This is a genomic window from Streptomyces sp. Z26 (assembly GCF_003665095.1).
Taxonomy (GTDB): Bacteria; Actinomycetota; Actinomycetes; order Streptomycetales; family Streptomycetaceae; genus Streptomyces; species Streptomyces phytohabitans.
This window is the reverse complement of record NZ_RCHV01000002.1, coordinates 5,693,495-5,711,415: the sequence shown is the minus strand read 5'-3', so window position 1 is coordinate 5,711,415 and position 17,921 is coordinate 5,693,495. Positions and strand designations below refer to the sequence as shown.

The following is a 17,921-nucleotide window of genomic DNA, read 5'->3' as shown; positions in this document are numbered from 1 at the left end:
GACGACCGTTTCGCCACTCCCCACCGAGAGGTCCAGTCCCCATGCCTGACATCAACCGGCGCCGCTTCCTCCAGATCGCGGGCGCGAGTGCGGGCTTCGCCGCCCTGTCGCAGAGCATCACGCGCGCCGCCGCGATCCCCGCGAGCCGACGGGCGGGCACGATCGAGGACGTGGAGCACATCGTCGTGCTGATGCAGGAGAACCGTTCCTTTGACCACTACTTCGGCGCGCTGCGCGGCGTACGCGGCTTCGGCGACCCGCGTCCGGCGACCCCCGGCGCGGGCAAGGACGTGTGGCACCAGTCCGACGGCGCCAAGGACCTGCTGCCGTACCACCCGGACGCCGAGGACCTCGGCATGCGCTTCATCGCGGGCCTCAACCACGACTGGGCGGGTGGTCACGACGCGTGGAACGGCGGCCGGTACGACCGGTGGGTGCCCGCCAAGTCGCCGGGCACGATGGCGTACCTGACGCGCGGCGACATCCCGTTCCACTACGCGCTGGCCGACGCGTTCACCGTGTGCGACGCCTACCACTGCTCGCTCATCGGCGCCACGGACCCCAACCGCTACTACATGTGGACGGGCCACACCGGCAACGACGGCAAGGGCGGCGGCCCCGTGCTCGACAACGCCGAGAAGGGGTACGACTGGACGACGTACCCGGAGCGGCTGGAGCAGGCCGGGGTGTCGTGGAAGATCTACCAGGACATCGGCGACGGCCTCGACGCCGACGGCGGCTGGGGCTGGATCGACGACGCCTACCGGGGCAACTACGGGGACAACTCGCTGCTGTACTTCAACAAGTACCGGAACGCGCGGCCCGGCGACCCCCTGTACGACAAGGCCCGCACCGGCACCGACGCGCGGAAGGGCGAGGGCTACTTCGACGCGCTCACCGCCGACGTCAAGGCCGGGAAGCTGCCGCAGGTCTCCTGGGTCGCCGCCCCCGAGGCGTTCACCGAGCATCCCAACTGGCCCGCGAACTACGGCGCCTGGTACATCGCCCGGCTGCTCGACGCGCTCACCGCGGACCCGGAGGTGTGGGCCCGTACGGCGCTCTTCATCACGTACGACGAGAACGACGGCTACTTCGACCACGTGCTGCCGCCCTACCCGCCCGCCTCCGCCGACCGCGGCGCCTCCACCGTGGACACCGCCCTCGACCACTTCCCCGGCGACGGCGGCTTCGCCGCCGGACCGTACGGGCTGGGGCAGCGCGTGCCGACGCTCGTGGTGTCGCCGTGGAGCACCGGTGGCTACGTGTGCTCGGAGACGTTCGACCACACGTCGCTGATCCGCTTCATGGAGCGCCGGTTCGGCGTCGAGGAGCCGAACATCTCGCCCTGGCGGCGGGCGGTCTGCGGCGACCTCACCTCCGCCTTCGACTTCGGCCTGAAGGACACGGCACCGGCCGACCTGCCCGACACCGCCGCGTACGAGCCGCCGGACCGCGACCGGCACCCCGACTACGTGCCGGTGCCGCCCGAGCGGGGCGAACTGCCCCGGCAGGAGGCCGGTTCGCGGCCGATGCGGCCGTTGCCGTACGCGCCGCGCGTGGACACGGAGGTGACGCCGGACGCGGGCCGCGTCACGCTGACCTTCGCCCCGGGGGACGCGGCGGGCGCGTGCTTCTGCGTGACGTCGGGGAACCGCACGGACGGGCCGTGGACGTACACCGCCGAGGCGGGCAAGGAGCTGTCCGACGCCTGGCACACGGCGGGCACCGACGGCGCGTACGACCTGACCGTGCACGGCCCGAACGGTTTCCTGCGCACCTTCCGCGGTCCCGGCGGCACGGCGGGCCCGGAGGTCACGGCGCGGCACGTCGCGGAGGACGGCGGCGCCGTGGAGCTGACGCTGACGAACGCGGGCGCGGAGGAGTGCGCGCTCACCGTGACGGACGCGTACGGCGGCGAGGGGCTCACGGAGCGGGTGCCCGCGGGCGGGCGCGTGGTGCGGAAGGTGGCGCTCCAGGGCGACGCCCGCTGGTACGACCTGGAGGTGACGGCGGACACCGGCGGCGCGTGGCTGCGCCGGTTCGCCGGGCACGTGGAGAACGGGAAGCCGGGCGTCAGCGACCCGGCGCTGCTCACCGCCTGACGGCCGGGGGCGGCCGGGAAGGCGACCGACGAGACGGGTGACGGGTCCGGTGGCGGCCCCCGGGGCGACTCCCGGTGGCTGAAACTGGTCCCGTCACCTCTCTGGGCAAAACGGCTGAACATCTGCATAAAGTGTCAGGGTGACGACCGACGGACCACGCGCGCGTACCGCCGGGCGCCCGTGACCTCCCCGGGTGCCCGGTATGCACGCTGACGAAGACGGACGCCGACCGCCGGAAAGCGCCACGCCGCCGGGCGGCGGGCGCTGGCCCGCCGACGCGGACACCGCCCTCACGCTGAACCACAGCGGCTGCTTCGACTGGGACCTCGAACGCGGCTACCTGCACCTGGACCGTTCCGCGCTGGAGGTCGTGGACATCGACCCCGAGGACTACGACGGGGACCCCTTCTGCTTCACCAAGCGCGTCCCCGCCGCCGAGGCCGCCCGCCTGGAGGCGCAGGTGACGCAGGCGATCATGAGCGGACGGCCGCGGTACGGCGTCTACTTCCGGTGCCGCCGCCGGGACGGCTCCATCCGCTGGACGCACAGCCAGGGCAGCATCCAGCGGGACACGACGGGCCGCCCGTACCGCGTCATCGGCATCCTCCGCGACGCCACCGAGGAGCTGAGCCAGCCCGCCGCCCGGCCCGCCCCGGACGCGGAGCGGCTGCGGCAGGCGGGGGTGGTGGAGCGTACGACGGCGGCGCTGGCCCACGCCCGTACGGTCGAGGAGGTGCTCGGCGCGCTGGAGCGGTCGCCCGGCCTGGAGCAGCTCGGCGCGATCGACGTGGTCGTGGGCATGGTGGAGGACGGCCGCCTCCGGCTGATCGGCGACTCGGGCACGGAACATCCGCCGGAGCTGGTGCTGACCCGGCTCGACGACCCGCTGCCGCTCAGCGAGGTGGTGCGCACCCTCACCCCCCGGTACGTCGTCTCGCGCGAGGACTTCGCCGTCCGCTACCCGCACGTCTGGCCGTACGTGGAGAGCGTCGGCGCCTCCGCCGCCGCCTATCTGCCGCTGATCGCGCAGGCCGGGGCGATCGGCGCGATCGGGCTGCTCTACCGGGGGCGGCACCCGTTCACCGCCGAGGAGCGGACCCTGCTCACCGCGCTGACCGCCAGCATCGCGCAGAGCCTGCAACGCGCGCTCCTCTTCGAGCAGGAGCACGAGCTGGCCGAGGGGCTCCAGCAGGCCATGCTGCCGCACTCGCTGCCCAGCGTCCCCGGCCTACGGGCCGCCGTCCGCTACCGGTCGGCGCGGCAGGGCCGGGACATCGGCGGCGACTGGTACGACGTGATCCCGCTGCCCGGCGGGAAGGTCGCCGCCGTCGTGGGCGACGTGCAGGGCCACGATACGCACGCCGCCGCCGTGATGGGTCAGCTGCGGATCGTGCTGCGGGCGTACGCGACCGAGGGGCACTCGGCGTCGGCGGTGATGGCGCGGGCGTCGGTCTTCCTCAACGACCTGGACACCGGCCGGTTCGCGACCTGCCTGTACGCGGAGGCAGACCCGGCGAGCGGCTGGGTCCGGATGGTGCGGGCGGGTCATCTCACGCCGCTGCTGCGCCGACCCGACGGGCGCTGCCGCCCGTTCCCGGTGCTGGGGGCCATGCCGCTGGGGCTGTCGGCGTACTTCGGGCAGCTGGAGTACCCGGTGACGGCCATGGAGATGGAGCCGGGCGAGATGCTGGTGATGTTCACCGACGGCCTGGTCGAGGAGCCGGGACGCGACCTGGACGACGGGATCGGGGCGCTCGCCGAACGCGTACGGGAGATGGCGCCGCCCGGCGCGGCCGCGGGCGACATGGAGGCGCTGGCCGACCGGCTGTGCGGGCGTTCCGCGCAGGCGAAGGGCGTCGACGACATGGCGCTGGTGCTGCTGCACCGCGACGCGACGGCCGTCTCGCAGCCGGGGCGGCGGCTGCGGCAGCGGCTCGCGGCGGGCGACCCGGAGGGGCTGGCGGCCGTACGGCACATGGTGCGGTCGGCGGCCCGGTCGTGGGCGGCGGGCGCGCGGGCGGACGACGTGGAGCTGGTGACGGACGAGCTGGCCACCAACGCGCTGCTGCACACCGACGGGGAGGCGCTCGTCACCGTCTATCCGATGGCCGGGGCGGAGCCCCGGGTGCGGGTGGAGGTGACGGACCTGTCGAGCACGCACCCGCAGCTGCGCGCACCGGCCGACTCGTCGCAGGCGGGGCGGGGGCTGCTGCTGGTGGACCAGCTCGCGGATGTGTGGGGCGTGGAGTCGCGCGGCACGGGGAAGTGCGTGTGGTGCGAGTTCCGGGGCGGCGCCCCCGGGGGTGGGGACGGCGACGGCTCCGACGGCGGTCCCGGCTGAGGCGTACGCCCCGAGGTGCGCCGCCTCAGACGCGTACCGGCGGCCGGTCCGTCCAGGCGTCCTTCAGCTGCCGCAGCATCCCCGCCACGATCCGCGGGTGGCGCCCGGCCACGTCGTGCCGCTCGCCGGGGTCCTTCCGCAGGTTGTACAGCTCGACGTCCCAGAGGTGGTCCGGCGCCGTACGGTCGCGGCCGGGCGCGAACCGTACGAGCTTCCACTCCCCCTGCCGCAGCGCCTCGCAGACCCGCAGCCCGCGCCCCCGGTCGGCGGCCTGGGCGCGCGGTGTCGCGTGCGGGTCGTTCCGGAACCAGTAGAGGTAGCGGTGTGCCTCGGGTCTCCCTCCGGCGCCCATCAGGCCCGCCACGGACAGCCCGTCGATGCCGTCCGGCGCGTCGGCGCCGCCCAGTTCGGCGAGGGTGGGCAGCAGGTCGGTGAGCGGGGTCGGGCGGTGGGACACCGCGCCGGGCTCGATCCGGCCGGGTGCCCACGCGATGAGCGGGACGCGGATGCCGCCCTCGTAGAGGTTCCGCTTGTAGCCGCGGAGGTCGCCGGTCGCCCGGAACTGGTCCGGGTCGGCGCCGCCCTCCTCGTGCGGGCCGTTGTCGCTGGTGAGCAGCAGGACCGTGTCCCGTTCGAGGCCCTCGGCGCGCAGTCGGTCGACGAGGTCCCCGACGAGCGTGTCGAGTTGGCCCACCTGGGCGGCGTGGCCCTTGTTCGCCGGTGACCAGAGGCGGCGGGCGTACTCGGCGGGCTCCACCGCGCGGCTCGGCGCGTGCGGCACGTTGGGCGCGACGTACAGCAGGAAGGGCGCGTCGCCGGACGCGTTCCGCGAGACGAAGTCCAGGGCGCGGCGGCGGAACAGCTCGGGGGCGTACGTGCCGCGGGCCTCGTGCGCGTTGGCGGTGAGCACCGTCCGGCGGCCGTTGTCCCAGAGGCTCTCGGGGTAGTAGTCGTGGGCGCGGCCGTGCCCGATGTAGCCGTAGAACTCGTCGAAACCGCGCCGGTTGGGGTGGCTGGCCTGGTCGGGGAGTTCCGGTCCGAAGCCCCACTTGCCGATGCAGGCCGTACGGTAGCCGCGCCCGCGCAGCACCTCCGCGAACGTGGTGTCGCCGTCGCCCAGCGGCGCCTGCCCGGCGTGGAACGGGTTGGAGCGGACCGCCGCGTGGCCGCTGTGCAGGCCGGTGAGCATCGAGCAGCGGGACGGGGCGCAGACGGGGGCGGCGGCGTAGGCGTGCGTGAAGCGGAGGCCCCCGGCGGCCAGTTCGTCCATCCGCGGGGTGGAGATCAGCCGCTGGCCGTAGGCGCCCAGCTCGCCGGAGCCCAGGTCGTCGGCGACGATCACGACGAGGTGGGGGCGGCGGCGCGGCTTGAGGTCGGGCGCGGACGTGCGGGCGGTGGTGGCGCCGGTGTCGTCGGCGAGCGCGGTGACCGCCGCGGTGAATCCGGCGAGTCCCAGCGCGGCGGCGGACCCGGTCAGTATCTGGCGGCGGCTGCTGGTGGCGTGCACGTCGTGGCTCCTTCAGGGCTTCACGCTGAAGGATCATCTTCACCCACGTTTCGGTTGCCTCCGTCGCGCCTCCGATTGCCCCGACGGCCCCTCGCGCGGGCCCGGGAACGGCCCGGACCTGGCGTACGGGAGGCGGTCGGCGCGTGCGCGGGGGCGCCCGGCAGGTCCGTATCGATACGTTTTCGTAGCCGAACGGGACCGGCCACGGGCCGCTGGCCTGCACTGTTGCCCGTGGGGCGGGTGAGCCGGGCCACATCGCGGCGGGGGTGCGGGACGCGGGCCGTCCGTCCCGCCGTACGGCGCGGGCGCGGGTGTGAGGTGCGGCACCCCGGCGGCCGGTGGGCGGCTCAGCCGCCGGTGCGGGGCGCGGGGACGGCGGGGCGGTGCCCGATGTGGTGGAAGAGGAGGTTGAGGGCGATCGCCGTGACGCAGCCGGTGGATATCCCGGAGTCGAGGACGATCCGGGCGCTCTCCGGGAAGGCGTGGTAGAAGCCGTCGGCGGTGATCGGGATGATGCCGACGCCGAGGGAGACGGCGACGATCAGCACGTTGTCGTCGCGGTCGAGTCCGGCCCGTACGAGCGTCTGGATGCCGCTCGCCGCGACCGACCCGAACAGCACCACGCCCGCCCCGCCGAGCACCGGCAGCGGCACGGTGGCGACGAGCGCCGCGGCGAGCGGGCAGAGCCCCAGCAGCACGAGGATGCCGCCGCCCGCCGCGACGACGAACCGGCTGCGTACGCCCGTCATCGCGACGAGACCGATGTTCTGCGCGAAGGCGCTGCACGTGAAGCCGTTGAAGAAGGGGCTGACGAACGAGCCGAGGGTGTCGGCGCGCAGCCCGGCGGCGATCGTCCGTTCGTCGGCGGGCCGTTCGACGATCTCCCCGAGGGCCAGCATGTCGGCGGTGGATTCGGTCATCGACACGAGCATCACGACGCACATGGAGACGATCGCGGCGGCGGAGAACTGCGGCGCCCCGAAGTGGAACGGCGTCGGGAAGCCCACCGGGTCGGCCGCGTCGAGCGCGCCGAAGTCGGTCAGGCCCAGCGGTACGGCGGCGACCGTACCGACGAGCAGGCCGAGGAGGACGGCGATCTGCCGGACGAAGCCGCGGGTGAAGCGGCGCAGCAGGAGGACGAGGAGGAGGGTGGCGGCGGCCGTCGCGATGTTCTTCGGGGCGCCGTAGTCGGCCGCGGCGGCGTCGCCGCCCTGCGCCCAGCCGAACGCGACGGGCAGCAGCGAGATCCCGATCAGGGTGATCACGGTGCCGGTGACGACCGGCGGGAAGAAGCGCACCAGCCTGCTGAAGTAGGGCGCGACGAGGAAGCCCAGCGCTCCCGCGACCAGTACGGCGCCGAAGATCACCGGCAGCGCGTCGTCGCCCGGCCGGGAGTCGACGATGGCGAGCATGGGCGCGACCCCGGCGAAGGTAACGCCGTTGACGAACGGGAGCCGGGCGCCGATCCGCCAGACGCCCAGCGTCTGGAGGAGCGTGGCGATGCCCGCCGTGAAGAGGCTGGCGCCCATGAGGAAGGTCAGTTCGGTGACGGACAGGCCGACGGCCGTGCCGACGACCAGCGGCGGCGCGACCACGCCCGCGTACATCGCCGCCACGTGCTGGAGCCCGGCGGTGACGAGGCGGAACGGCGGCAGGGTCCGGTCGACGGGATGCTTCTCCGCCGGGGTCCCGGGCGCCGCGTCGGCGCCGTCGGGAGTGCTGCGGTGCGCGGTGAACCTGGGCGTCTTGGCCACGCCGGTTCCTCCTGTCGGTTGAACGGGTGCCGGTGGCGGCACGCGGTTTCAGGGAGGGGGAGCCGCGCCGCACACGTACGCGTGCTCGTGCGCGGTGGTCCCGTGTGCGGTGGTGGTGCGTCGCGCCCGGGGTGGTGCCGGTGGCCCGCCCGCCACGGCCGGGGTACCGAGGTGCCGTGCTGCCGGGGGCACCTGGTGCCGCCGCGGCGGTACGGAGACGGGGTGCCGCGTGCGGGATACGGGCCCGGGGTGCGCGGCTGCCCCCGCGCGGTCCCCGTACGGGTGCCGCTCGCCCGGTGGCGGAGCGGCGGCCCGTCCCCGGGGCGCCGCGCCTGCGCGCGCGCCCCGGGAACGGCCGTCCGGGCGGCCCCACGGGCTGCCCGGACCCGGCCGGGGCCGTCCCCCCGGCCGGAGTCGGTGTGCGGGCCGGTCCATGGACCGGCCCGTACGCGCGGCCGGTCAGTCCGCGTCGGCCGCGATCCGCGCCAGCCGTTCCGCCTGGTGCCGCGCGTCCCGCGCGACGTCGTCCTCGTCGACCGTCAGCAGCCGCCCGTCCTCCACCACCGGACGGCCGCCGACCAGCGACAGCGTCACGGGGGCGGCGGCGCCCAGCACCAGCGCGGCGACCGGGTCCGCGATCGACGAGTGGCCGATCCCGTCGAGCTTCCACAGCACCAGGTCCGCGAGCTTGCCCGGTTCGAGGGAGCCGATCTCGTCGGCGCGGCCGAGGACCCGCGCCCCGCCGTACGTGCCCAGGCGCAGCGCCTGACGTGCCGTCAGCGCCCGTTCGCGGTGCCGTCCGAGGCGGTTGACGAGGAGCGCGTTGCGCAGCTCGGTGTGGAGTTCGCCGGACTCGTTGGACGCGGTGCCGTCCACGCCGAGCCCCACGGGTACGCCCGCCGCCAGCATGTCCGGCACCCGCGCGATGCCCGCCGCCAGCCGCGCGTTGGACGACGGGCAGTGCGCGACGCCCGTACCGCTGCGCGCGAACGCCGCGACGTCCGCGTCGTTCATGTGCACGCAGTGGGCCATCCACACGTCGTCGCCGAGCCAGCCGGTCGACTCGAAGTAGTCGGTGGGCCCCATCCCGAACAGCTCGTGGCAGAACTTCTCCTCCTCCACCGTCTCCGAGCCGTGGGTGTGCAGCCGTACGCCCTTGCGCCTGGCCAGCGCGGCGGCCTCGCGCATCAGGTCGGTGGAGACGGAGAACGGGGAGCAGGGCGCGACCGCGATGTGCAGCATCGAACCGAACGACGCGTCGTGGTGCCGGTCGACGGCCTCCTCGGTGGCCCGCAGCGCCTCCTCGGTGGACTCGACGGCGAAGTCCGGCGGCAGCCCGCCGTCCGAGACGCCCCGGTCCATGGAGCCGCGCGCGGCCGTGAACCGTACGCCGGTCTCGCGGGCGGCCCGGATCTCCGCGCCGAGCAGGTCGCCGGAGCCGCGCGGGAAGATGTAGTGGTGGTCGGCGGCCGTCGTCACGCCGCCCCGGGCGAGCATCGCCAGGGAGCCGCGGGCGCCCGCGTACACCATGGGTTCGTCGATCCGCGCCCACGTCGGGTAGAGCGTCACCAGCCAGTCGAACAGGTGGGAGTCCTGGGCGAGTCCGCGGGTGAGCCACTGGTAGAAGTGGTGGTGCGTGTTGACCAGGCCGGGGGTGGCGAGGTGGCCGGTGCCGTCGATCCGGCGTACGACGTCGGGGAGTCCGGCCGGGGCCGGGCCCGCGCCCACGGACTCGACGCGGTCGCCGGCGACGACGACGTGACCGGTGGCGTACTCGGTGTCGGCCGCGTCGACGGTCGCGACGGCGCAGTTCTCGATGACGGTGCGGGTGACGGCCGCGGTGCTGCCCGGCGGGTCCGTCGGATGGGGGCTGTCTGCCATGAGGGGGTTCCTCGTTCTCGTCGGCGGGTGGGCACGGCGGGGCCACGGTGGCGCGGGTGCCGGAGCGGGCGGTACGGCGGCGGGGCCGCTCCGGGCGCCGGGGTGCGCGGTGGGCGCACCCGACCGCGTACCGGGGCCTCGCGGGCTCAGAGGTTGGTCATGTCCACCGGGATGCGCGGCTCGGCGCCGTCACGCAGCACAGTGGCCTCGATGAGACCGTACGGACGGTCCGCCGCGTAGTAGACGGCGCCGTCGGCCGCGTCGTTCGTCAGCCCGAAGGGGGCGAGGTCGACGCGGAAGTGGTGCTTGTTGGGCATGGAGAAGCGGATCTCGTCGATCCCCGCGCAGTGGTCGATGACGCGCGCGCCCATCTGGTAGAGCGTCTGCTGGAGCGACAGCGAGTACGTCTCGGCGAACGCGCGCAGCATGTGCGCCTTGGCGCGGACGTACGACTCGTCCCAGTCCCGTACGCCGCCGTCCGGCGCGGTGCCGTCGCCGTCCGCCGTGTCGTGCCGCCAGACGGCGGTGACGTCGGTGGCGAGGATGCGGTCGTGGTCCTCGGGGAGGGTGGTGTACGCGTCCTTGACGTAGCCGCTGAACTCGGAGTCGGTGGAGTTGAGGACCGTCAGCCCGGTGAGTCCGGAGAGGATCTCCCACCGGTCGCCGTCGTACGTGATCTGCGCGGTGCGCGTCTCCTGTCCCTTGCGGACGAACGAGTGCCGCGGCCCGCCGTCGCCGCCGGACGCGGAACCGGCCCCGGACGCGGCCTCCGACGCGGTGGTGTCGACGCGCTCCCAGGCGTACTCCTCGACGCGTATCCGCGCCCGGCGTATCGCCTCCTGGCTGGTCACGAAGTGCCGGGCGAGCGCGGTCCCGAACTGCTCGGGCGACGCGATGCCGTGCTGCTTCGCGAAGGCGTACACGGTGTTCTTCGTGGTGTCGGTCGGCAGCACGTGGGCGTTGGAACCGGAGTAGTGGACGTCGTCCATGTCGCCGGAGAGGGCGACGGAGACGTTCAGGTCCCTGATGTGGTGGACCGCGCCGTCCCGCGTGATCTTGACGACGCGGTTCTCCGCCTTGCCGTACTGGTTCTGGCCGAGAATCGTGGGCATGTCGGGTGTCAGCTCCCTCGGTACACGGAGTAGCCGTACGGGTTGAGCAGCAGCGGTACGTGGTAGTGCTCGCCCGGCTCGACCGTGAAGGCCACGGTCACCTCCGGGAAGAAACTGCCGCGTTCCCCCTCCTCGGGGGCGCTGTCCCTGATGCGGGGGGCGTCCTGCCGTTCCCCGGCTGCCTGGCCGGTGTGGGTCGTGTCGGTCTGCGATGGGTCCTGCTGGTCCCGCTCCGCGCCCCGCCCCGGACCGCCCGCGCGGGCGGCGAGGTACGGGCCGGTGGCGAACGTGAGCCGCGCCTGCCCGGTGCCGGGCGGCAGCGCGGCGAAGTCCGCGCAGCGGCCGTCCGCGTCGGTCGCGGACGCGCCGTAGGGCGTCCAGCCGCCGTCCGCGCCGTCGCGTACGGACAGCTCGACGGCGACCCCTGCGGCGGGCCGTCCGACGCTGGTGTCCAGGATGTGCGTGGACACCAGCGTCGGACGGCCGGTGGGCGGGGCGACGCTCATGACGGTGCTCCTTCGGGTGCGTCGGCGAGGCGGGTCAGCCGGATGCGGTTGATCTTCGAGAGTTCGGACCGTACGGCCTCCCACTCGCGCTCCGGCGGGTTGCCGAGACGCTCCCGTACGGCGTCGCGCATCTGCTCCCCCGTCAGTCCGGTGGCGCAGATGAGGAACACGTGGCCGAACCGTTCCTGGTACGCCAGGTTGAGTTCGAGCATCTCCGCCCTCAACTCCTCGGACGCGCCCGCCATCCCGCGCTGTTCCCGCGTGGACGCCGGGTCGCCGGGCTTCGGTCGGCCGATGGGCGGGTGTGCCGCCATGGCCTCGGCCAGGTCGTCCGCGCCGAGCCCGGCGACGGCCGAGTCGGCGGCGCGGTGCAGCGCGGCGGTGTCGGCGTACGGACGCCGGGCCAGTACGCCGCCGACCCACGCGGACGAGGCGCACACCTCGCGCAGCGCGGCGCGCACGTCGTCCGCCTCGGCGGTGTTGAGCCAGGTCAGACCGGTGGTGGGGGTCGACGTCACGGGAGCCTCCGAGGCCGGACAGCGGTTCGGGCTGGGAACAGCTAAGTCCTCACCGGACACGGCGTCAACACTTTGTTGAAACTCTCGGAGAACTCCCGCCCCCGGCGGCGCTTCGCGGGCGGACCGCCTAGCCGTTCTCCTTCGCCGCGTTCTCGCGGTTCAGGTAGTTGTAGACGGTGAAGCGGGACACCCCGAGCGCGCCCGCGACGGTCTCCACCCCGTGCCGCACCGTGAACGCGCCCCGTGTCTCCAGGACGCGCACCACCGACTGCTTCGTCTTCCGGTCCAGTTCGGCCAGGGGCATCCCGTGGCGCCGCTCCAGCTCGGCCAGGATGTGGTCCAGGGAGTCGGACAGGTGCGGCAGCCGTACGGCCACCACGTCCGCGCCCTCCCAGGCCAGCACGACGTCGTCACCCCCGGCCTCGGCGGGCGCGACCAGCTCGCCGCCCATCGCGTCCACCAGGGGCTTCACCGCGCGCACGAACGGGTCGTCCGCGAACGGCCGTCGCCCCGCGCCGCCTTCCGCCGCGCCGTCCTCGACCGCGCCGCCCTCCGCCTCCGTCACGCGCCCGCACCGCCGTCCGTACCGCCGTCCGCGGGTAGGACGTTGACCTGGACGGACACCCGCGTCGCACCGGCCGCGAGGCTGCGGCTGAGCATCGCCTGCACGGCGGCGAGCACGTCGTCGGCGGCGCCCTCCGCGGTGTTGCCGAACGGCCCGACGTCCACCGCGTCCAGCCCCGCGCCCTGCACGGTCTCCCGTGCGACGACCGCGTGCCGGGGCGCCTCGTCGAGGTCGAACGGCTCGGTCGTGAACTCCACCTTCAGTCGCACCCTGCGGCCTCCCTAGCCCATGACCTGCGTTTCTCCTCAGTCGGCCTCACGGGAGGGCACAACCGGGGCACTGCGCTCCAGGGCGGAGTCTATGACCGCCCCGCGCGGCTCGCCTCCGCCGTGCCCGGTCGCGTCAACCGCCCCCACAGCGGCGGCAGTTGGGCGCTCGCACCGTACGGACGCGGGTGCGCCGCGTCGCACGGTGCCGCGCGGCACCCCTTGACAGCGTCGACCTCCGCATCGCACTGTTCCAACAAGCAGAAACTTACTTCCACATTATGGAAGTCGATGAACGGAAGGGAGCACGATCACCGTGGCCCCCCTCGCAGAGGTCGGCGGCGCGAACCACCGGTTCACCGTCAACCTGTCGATCCTCTTCACCGAACTGCCGCTGCTGGAGCGGCCCGCCGCCGCTGCCGCCGCCGGGTTCACCGACGTCGAGCTGTGGTGGCCCTGGGTCGACGCGCCCGTGCCGCCGCCCGCCGAGCTGGACGCGCTCCACGCCGCGCTCGACACCGCGGGCACCCGGCTGACCGGCCTGAACTTCTACGCCGGTCGGCTGCCCGGCCCCGACCGCGGCGCCCTGTCGCTGCCGGGCGAGGAGTCCGAGCGGTTCCGGGCGAACGTGGACGTCGCCGCCTCCTTCGCCGCGTCCGTCGGCTGCACGGCCCTCAACGCCCTCTACGGCAACCGCGTCGCCGGTGTCCCCGCCGCCGAACAGGACGCCCTCGCCCTGGACAACCTGGCGCTGGCGGCCCGCGCCGCCGACCGGATCGGCGCGGTGCTGCTGGTGGAGGCGCTCAACGCAGCGGAGTCCCCGGACTACCCCCTGGTGAGCGCGCCGCGGGCCGTGGAGGCCGTGGACGCCGTCAACGCGGCGACCGGGCTGGACAACGCGCGGTTCCTGATGGACCTCTACCACCTGGCGCGGAACGGCGAGGACCTGCACCGGGTCATCGACACGTACACGCCCGTGACCGGCCACGTGCAGATCGCCGACTGCCCCGGGCGCGGCGCCCCCGGCACCGGCGGGCTGGACTTCGCGGACCTCCTCGGGCGGCTCACCGCCGCCGGTTACGAGGGCCGGATCGGGCTGGAGTACAAACCCGGCGACGCCCCGAGCGCCGCCGCCTTCGGCTGGCTCACGGCGGCTCCCCGGCCGCTCCCGGACGCCTGACCGTCCCCGCCCGACCGACCCCGCCGCAGCCCGACCGTACGCCCGCGCCCCGTACGCCCGCGCCCGCGACTTCCGCGCCCGTACGGCACGCCCCCGCGACTCCCGCTCCCCGTACGCCACTTCCGAAAGGCACCCTCATGAGCACGCTCCCGAAGATCGCCTGGATCGGCCTGGGCATCATGGGCTCCCCCATGGCCGAGAACCTGATCGAGGCGGGCTACGACGTCACCGGCCACACCCTGGAGCAGGCCAAGCTGGACCGGCTCGCCGCCGCGGGCGGCACGGCCGCGGCCTCGATCGCCGAGGCCGTCCGCGACGCCGACGTGGTGATCACCATGGTCCCGGCGTCGCCCCAGGTGGAGGCGGTGGCGTACGGGCCGGACGGCATCCTCGCGAACGTACGGCGCGGCACGCTGCTCGTCGACATGTCCTCGATCACCCCGCAGACCTCGGTGGACCTGGCGAAGGCCGCGGCGGAGTACGGGGTCGACGTGCTGGACGCGCCCGTGTCCGGCGGGGAGGCGGGCGCCGTCGAGGCGGTGCTCTCCATCATGGTCGGCGGCGAGCGGGCCGACTTCGACCGGGCCCGGCCGATCCTCGACGCGCTGGGGAAGACCGTCGTACGGTGCGGCCCGCACGGCGCCGGGCAGACGGTGAAGGCCGCCAACCAGCTGATCGTCGCGGTCAACCTCCAGGCGTGCGCGGAGGCCGTCGTCTTCCTGGAGAAGTCCGGCGTGGACCTCGACGCCGCCCTCGACGTGCTCGGCGGCGGGCTGGCCGGGTCGACGGTGCTGGAGCGGAAGAAGGCGAACTTCAAGGGCCGCGACTTCGCGCCCGGCTTCCGCGTCGACCTGCACCACAAGGACATGGGCATCGTCAGCGACGCCGCCCGCGAGGTGGGCGCCGCGCTCCCCGTCGGCAGCGTCGTCGCCGGTCTCGTCGCCGCGCTCCGCGCGCAGGGCGACGGCGGCCTCGACCACTCCGCGCTGCTGCGCGGCGTGGAGCGGCTGTCCGGCAGCCGCGTCTGACGACCCGCGGGAGGGCGGCCGTACGCCCCGGCACCGGGCCCCCTCCCCCCGTACGTCCGGACGGCGGCGCCGACACCTGCCCTGTCGCGCCCGAGGCGCCGCCGTCCGGATGCCTCCCCCGCTTCCCCCGCCCCGCCCTTCCAGCCTCGGCACCGCCCGCCCCGCCACCCCGGCGAGGGCGCGGCCGGTGCCCGTACAGGAGTACGCCATGGCCCGAATGACCGCTGCCCGCGCGGCAGTCGAGATCCTCAAGCGCGAAGGCGTCGACACCGCCTTCGGTGTGCCCGGCGCCGCCATCAATCCCTTCTACGCCGCACTGCGCGCCGCCGGTGGCGTCCGGCACACGCTCGCCCGCCACGTCGAGGGCGCGTCCCACATGGCGGAGGGCTACACCCGCGCCAGGGCGGGCAACATCGGCGTGTGCGTGGGCACTTCGGGCCCCGCCGGTACGGACATGATCACCGGTCTGTACTCGGCGCTCGGCGACTCCGTGCCCATCCTGTGCGTCACCGGGCAGGCGCCCACGGCGGTCCTGCACAAGGAGGACTTCCAGGCCGTCGACATCGCGTCGATCGCCGCGCCCGTGACGAAGAGGGCGACGACGGTACGGGAGGCGGCACAGGTCCCGGGCGTGTTCCAGGAGGCGTTCCACCTGATGCGGTCGGGGCGGCCGGGCCCGGTGCTGGTGGACCTGCCGCTGGACGTGCAGCTGACGGAGATCGAGTTCGACCCGGAGACGTACGAGCCGCTGCCGGTGTACCGGCCCGCCGCGACGCGCGCCCAGGCGGCGAAGGCGATGGCGATGCTGGCCGCCGCCGAGCGCCCGCTGATCGTCGCGGGCGGCGGCGTGATCAACGCGGACGCCGCCGCGCTGCTCACCGAGTTCGCCGAGCTCACCGGCGTCCCCGTCGTCCCGACGCTGATGGGCTGGGGCGTCCTCCCCGACGACCACCCGCTGAACGCGGGCATGGTCGGCCTCCAGACGTCCCACCGGTACGGCAACGCCACGTTCCTGGAGTCGGACTTCGTCCTCGGCATCGGCAACCGCTGGGCCAACCGGCACACGGGCGCGCTGGAGACGTACACGGCGGGCCGTACGTTCGTGCACGTCGACATCGAGCCGACGCAGCTCGGGAAGATCTTCCCGCCCGACTACGCGATCGCCTCCGACGCGGGCGCCGCCCTCCGCCTGTTCGTCGAACTCGCCCGCGAGGCACGGGAGTCGGGCACGCTGCCGGACCGCACGGAGTGGGCGGACGGCGCCCGGCGCCGCAAGGCCACGTTGCAGCGGCGCACGCACTTCGACCAGGTGCCGATCAAGCCGCAGCGCGTGTACGAGGAGATGAACCGCGCGTTCGGGCCGGAGACCCGCTACGTGTCGACGATCGGCCTGTCGCAGATCGCGGGCGCGCAGTTCCTGCACGTCTACCGCCCGCGGCACTGGATCAACTGCGGCCAGGCGGGGCCGCTGGGCTGGACCGTCCCGGCGGCGCTCGGGGTGGCCACGGCGGAGCCGGAGGCGAGCGTGGTCGCGCTGTCCGGGGACTACGACTTCCAGTTCATGATCGAGGAGCTGGCGGTGGGCGCGCAGTTCCACATCCCGTACGTGCACGTGCTGGTGAACAACTCGTACCTCGGACTGATCCGGCAGGCGCAGCGCGCGTTCGACATGGACTACGAGGTGTCGTTGGCGTTCGACAACGTCAACGCCCCCGAGCTGGGCGGCTACGGCGTCGACCACGTGCGGGTCGCGGAGGGCCTGGGCTGCAAGGCGCTGCGGGTCACCGAACCGGACGGGCTGCTGCCCGCGTTCGAGGAGGCGAGGAAGCTCGCCGCCGAGCACCGGGTGCCGGTCGTGGTGGAGGCGGTGCTGGAACGTGTCACCAACATCGCCATGAGCGGCGGGGACCTCGCCGGGGTGCGCGAGTTCGAGGAGCTGGCCACCGAGCCGGGCCACGCGCCGACGGCGGTCCTGCCGCTGGCCTGAACCGCGCGGCGCGGGGGCCCGGCGCCGGCGGGGCGGCGGGTCGCGTACGGCGGGCCGTGGGGGGCCACCGTACGCGACCGCGCCGTCGCCACCGACCGCATTGACGTTTCTGTCACGTTCCTCTTCGTAAACCCCTTCTCGTCGGGGACGATGGGCTACGACCCCGCGTCACCCCCTTTCCGACTCCCCGCTGGAGCCGCCGAGATGGCCGAGAGCGTGTCCGTGCGCTGTCCCACCTGCCGCCGTGAGCACACGTACGCGCCTCCCCACTACCCGTGCGCGTGCGGCGCCCCGATCAGCCTGCCGCTGCTCAGCGGCGGGGTGCCGGTGCGGGTGGAGCACCGTACGTGGGCGGGCTCGTGGGTGCCGGTACGGTGCGCGAGCTGCGGGCGGCTCGACGAGTGGCCGCAGCCGGAGTTCGGCTGCGCGTGCGGGACGACGGTGCGCGTGCCGGTCGCCGCGCCGGGCGTACGCCCGGCCGCGCCCCGCCAGGCGGCGCCGCCCCCCGCCGAGCCCGCGCACGCCGAGCGGCCCCGTGCCGAGGAGCCCCGTGGCGAGGAGCCGCGGGGCGGGCGGCCGGACGGCGACGCCTCCCCGTCACGCCGCACGCCGCAGCCGCCCCGGTCCCGGCCCCGTACGCCCGCGGCGGGCGGGCCCCCGGCCCGGCGCCCGGCGTTCCGGCCGGTGACCATCCGGACGGCGCAGGACGCGAAGACGGCGTCGGCGCAGTACCTGCGGTGGCTCGGCTTCGCCGAGGTCCGCGTCGCGGGCAACCGCCCGGCGTCCGGCGTGGACCTGCGCGGGCCCGAGGTGGTGGCGCACGTCGACCCGACGACGACGCCGACGACGCTGCGCGACATCGAGACGCTGTGGCTCAACGGCCTCAACGAGTCCGCCACCGCCGTCTGCTTCTCCCTCGCGGGCTACTCGCGCGAGGCGCGCCACCGCGCCGACGAGCTGTCGCTGGCGCTGTTCGTGCTGGACCTGACGGGCACCCCGCAGCCGGTGAACGACCCGGCGGACGAGCTGATCCGTACGGTCGCCTGAGCCGCGCCCGTACGGCGGGCCGCCGCGGGGCCGGGGCCCGCGCGGAAGGACGGCATCCGGAGATGACCGTCCGTTTCGTTGACAGGTACATACCTGTCTTCTTTAGTTCTCTGTGGCATCAGCTGGA

General features: G+C 74.3%; 14 protein-coding genes. 6 read left to right on the top strand and 8 right to left on the bottom strand.

The window, feature by feature from the left end:
* The first annotated feature begins 41 nt into the window (after positions 1-41).
* Both D7M15_RS24690 and D7M15_RS24685 read left to right on the top strand, forming a co-directional pair.
* The gene (locus D7M15_RS24690) at positions 42-2,102 is read left to right on the top strand and encodes a phospholipase C, phosphocholine-specific (RefSeq protein ID WP_121519515.1); all 2,061 of its coding nucleotides are present in this window, start codon (positions 42-44) and stop codon (positions 2,100-2,102) included.
* A 202-nt stretch (positions 2,103-2,304) separates the two neighbouring features.
* Positions 2,305-4,443, top strand: a complete 2,139-nt coding sequence (locus D7M15_RS24685; RefSeq protein WP_121519514.1) for a SpoIIE family protein phosphatase — start codon at positions 2,305-2,307, stop codon at positions 4,441-4,443.
* Between the two features lie 25 nt (positions 4,444-4,468).
* Here D7M15_RS24685 and D7M15_RS24680 read toward each other — a convergent pair whose 3' ends face one another.
* The 8 genes from D7M15_RS24680 to D7M15_RS24645 form a co-directional block, all read right to left on the bottom strand.
* On the bottom strand, positions 4,469-5,950 hold the full coding sequence (locus D7M15_RS24680) for an arylsulfatase (protein ID WP_121519513.1): 1,482 nt from the start codon (positions 5,948-5,950) through the stop codon (positions 4,469-4,471).
* 347 nt (positions 5,951-6,297) lie between these two features.
* Positions 6,298-7,704, bottom strand: coding sequence for a nucleobase:cation symporter-2 family protein (locus tag D7M15_RS24675; RefSeq protein WP_121519512.1), 1,407 nt, complete (start codon positions 7,702-7,704; stop codon positions 6,298-6,300).
* A gap of 459 nt (positions 7,705-8,163) precedes the next feature.
* The gene (locus tag D7M15_RS24670) at positions 8,164-9,585 is read right to left on the bottom strand and encodes an 8-oxoguanine deaminase (RefSeq protein WP_121519511.1); all 1,422 of its coding nucleotides are present in this window, start codon (positions 9,583-9,585) and stop codon (positions 8,164-8,166) included.
* A 146-nt stretch (positions 9,586-9,731) separates the two neighbouring features.
* On the bottom strand, positions 9,732-10,697 hold the full coding sequence (pucL, locus tag D7M15_RS24665; protein WP_121519510.1) for a factor-independent urate hydroxylase: 966 nt from the start codon (positions 10,695-10,697) through the stop codon (positions 9,732-9,734).
* 8 nt (positions 10,698-10,705) lie between these two features.
* A complete protein-coding gene (locus D7M15_RS24660) occupies positions 10,706-11,203 on the bottom strand; it encodes a hydroxyisourate hydrolase (protein WP_121519509.1) in 498 nt (165 codons plus the stop codon).
* Positions 11,200-11,721: a 2-oxo-4-hydroxy-4-carboxy-5-ureidoimidazoline decarboxylase gene (gene uraD, locus D7M15_RS24655; protein WP_121519508.1), complete on the bottom strand. Its 522-nt coding sequence runs from the start codon at positions 11,719-11,721 to the stop codon at positions 11,200-11,202. Before uraD ends, D7M15_RS24660 begins: the two co-directional genes overlap by 4 nt.
* 127 nt (positions 11,722-11,848) lie before the next feature.
* Positions 11,849-12,172: a helix-turn-helix domain-containing protein gene (locus D7M15_RS24650; RefSeq protein ID WP_121521340.1), complete on the bottom strand. Its 324-nt coding sequence runs from the start codon at positions 12,170-12,172 to the stop codon at positions 11,849-11,851.
* A 110-nt stretch (positions 12,173-12,282) separates the two neighbouring features.
* Positions 12,283-12,555 (bottom strand): hypothetical protein, encoded by a 273-nt coding sequence (locus tag D7M15_RS24645; RefSeq protein WP_121519507.1) that lies wholly within the window; start codon positions 12,553-12,555, stop codon positions 12,283-12,285.
* 313 nt (positions 12,556-12,868) lie between these two features.
* Here D7M15_RS24645 and D7M15_RS24640 point away from each other — a divergent pair, with 313 nt between their 5' ends.
* The 4 genes from D7M15_RS24640 (at position 12,869) to D7M15_RS24625 (ending at position 17,794) form a co-directional block, all read left to right on the top strand.
* Entirely contained in the window at positions 12,869-13,732 is an 864-nt protein-coding gene (locus D7M15_RS24640) for a TIM barrel protein (RefSeq protein ID WP_121519506.1), read from the top strand.
* Positions 13,733-13,869: 137 nt separating this feature from the next.
* Positions 13,870-14,760 carry a 2-hydroxy-3-oxopropionate reductase gene (locus tag D7M15_RS24635; RefSeq protein ID WP_121519505.1) on the top strand — a complete coding sequence of 297 codons (891 nt, stop codon included), beginning with the start codon at positions 13,870-13,872 and terminating at the stop codon, positions 14,758-14,760.
* 208 nt (positions 14,761-14,968) lie between these two features.
* Positions 14,969-16,747, top strand: coding sequence for a glyoxylate carboligase (gene gcl, locus D7M15_RS24630; protein WP_121521338.1), 1,779 nt, complete (start codon positions 14,969-14,971; stop codon positions 16,745-16,747).
* A gap of 204 nt (positions 16,748-16,951) precedes the next feature.
* Positions 16,952-17,794 (top strand): hypothetical protein, encoded by an 843-nt coding sequence (locus tag D7M15_RS24625; protein ID WP_121519504.1) that lies wholly within the window; start codon positions 16,952-16,954, stop codon positions 17,792-17,794.
* The last annotated feature ends 127 nt before the right edge of the window (positions 17,795-17,921 follow it).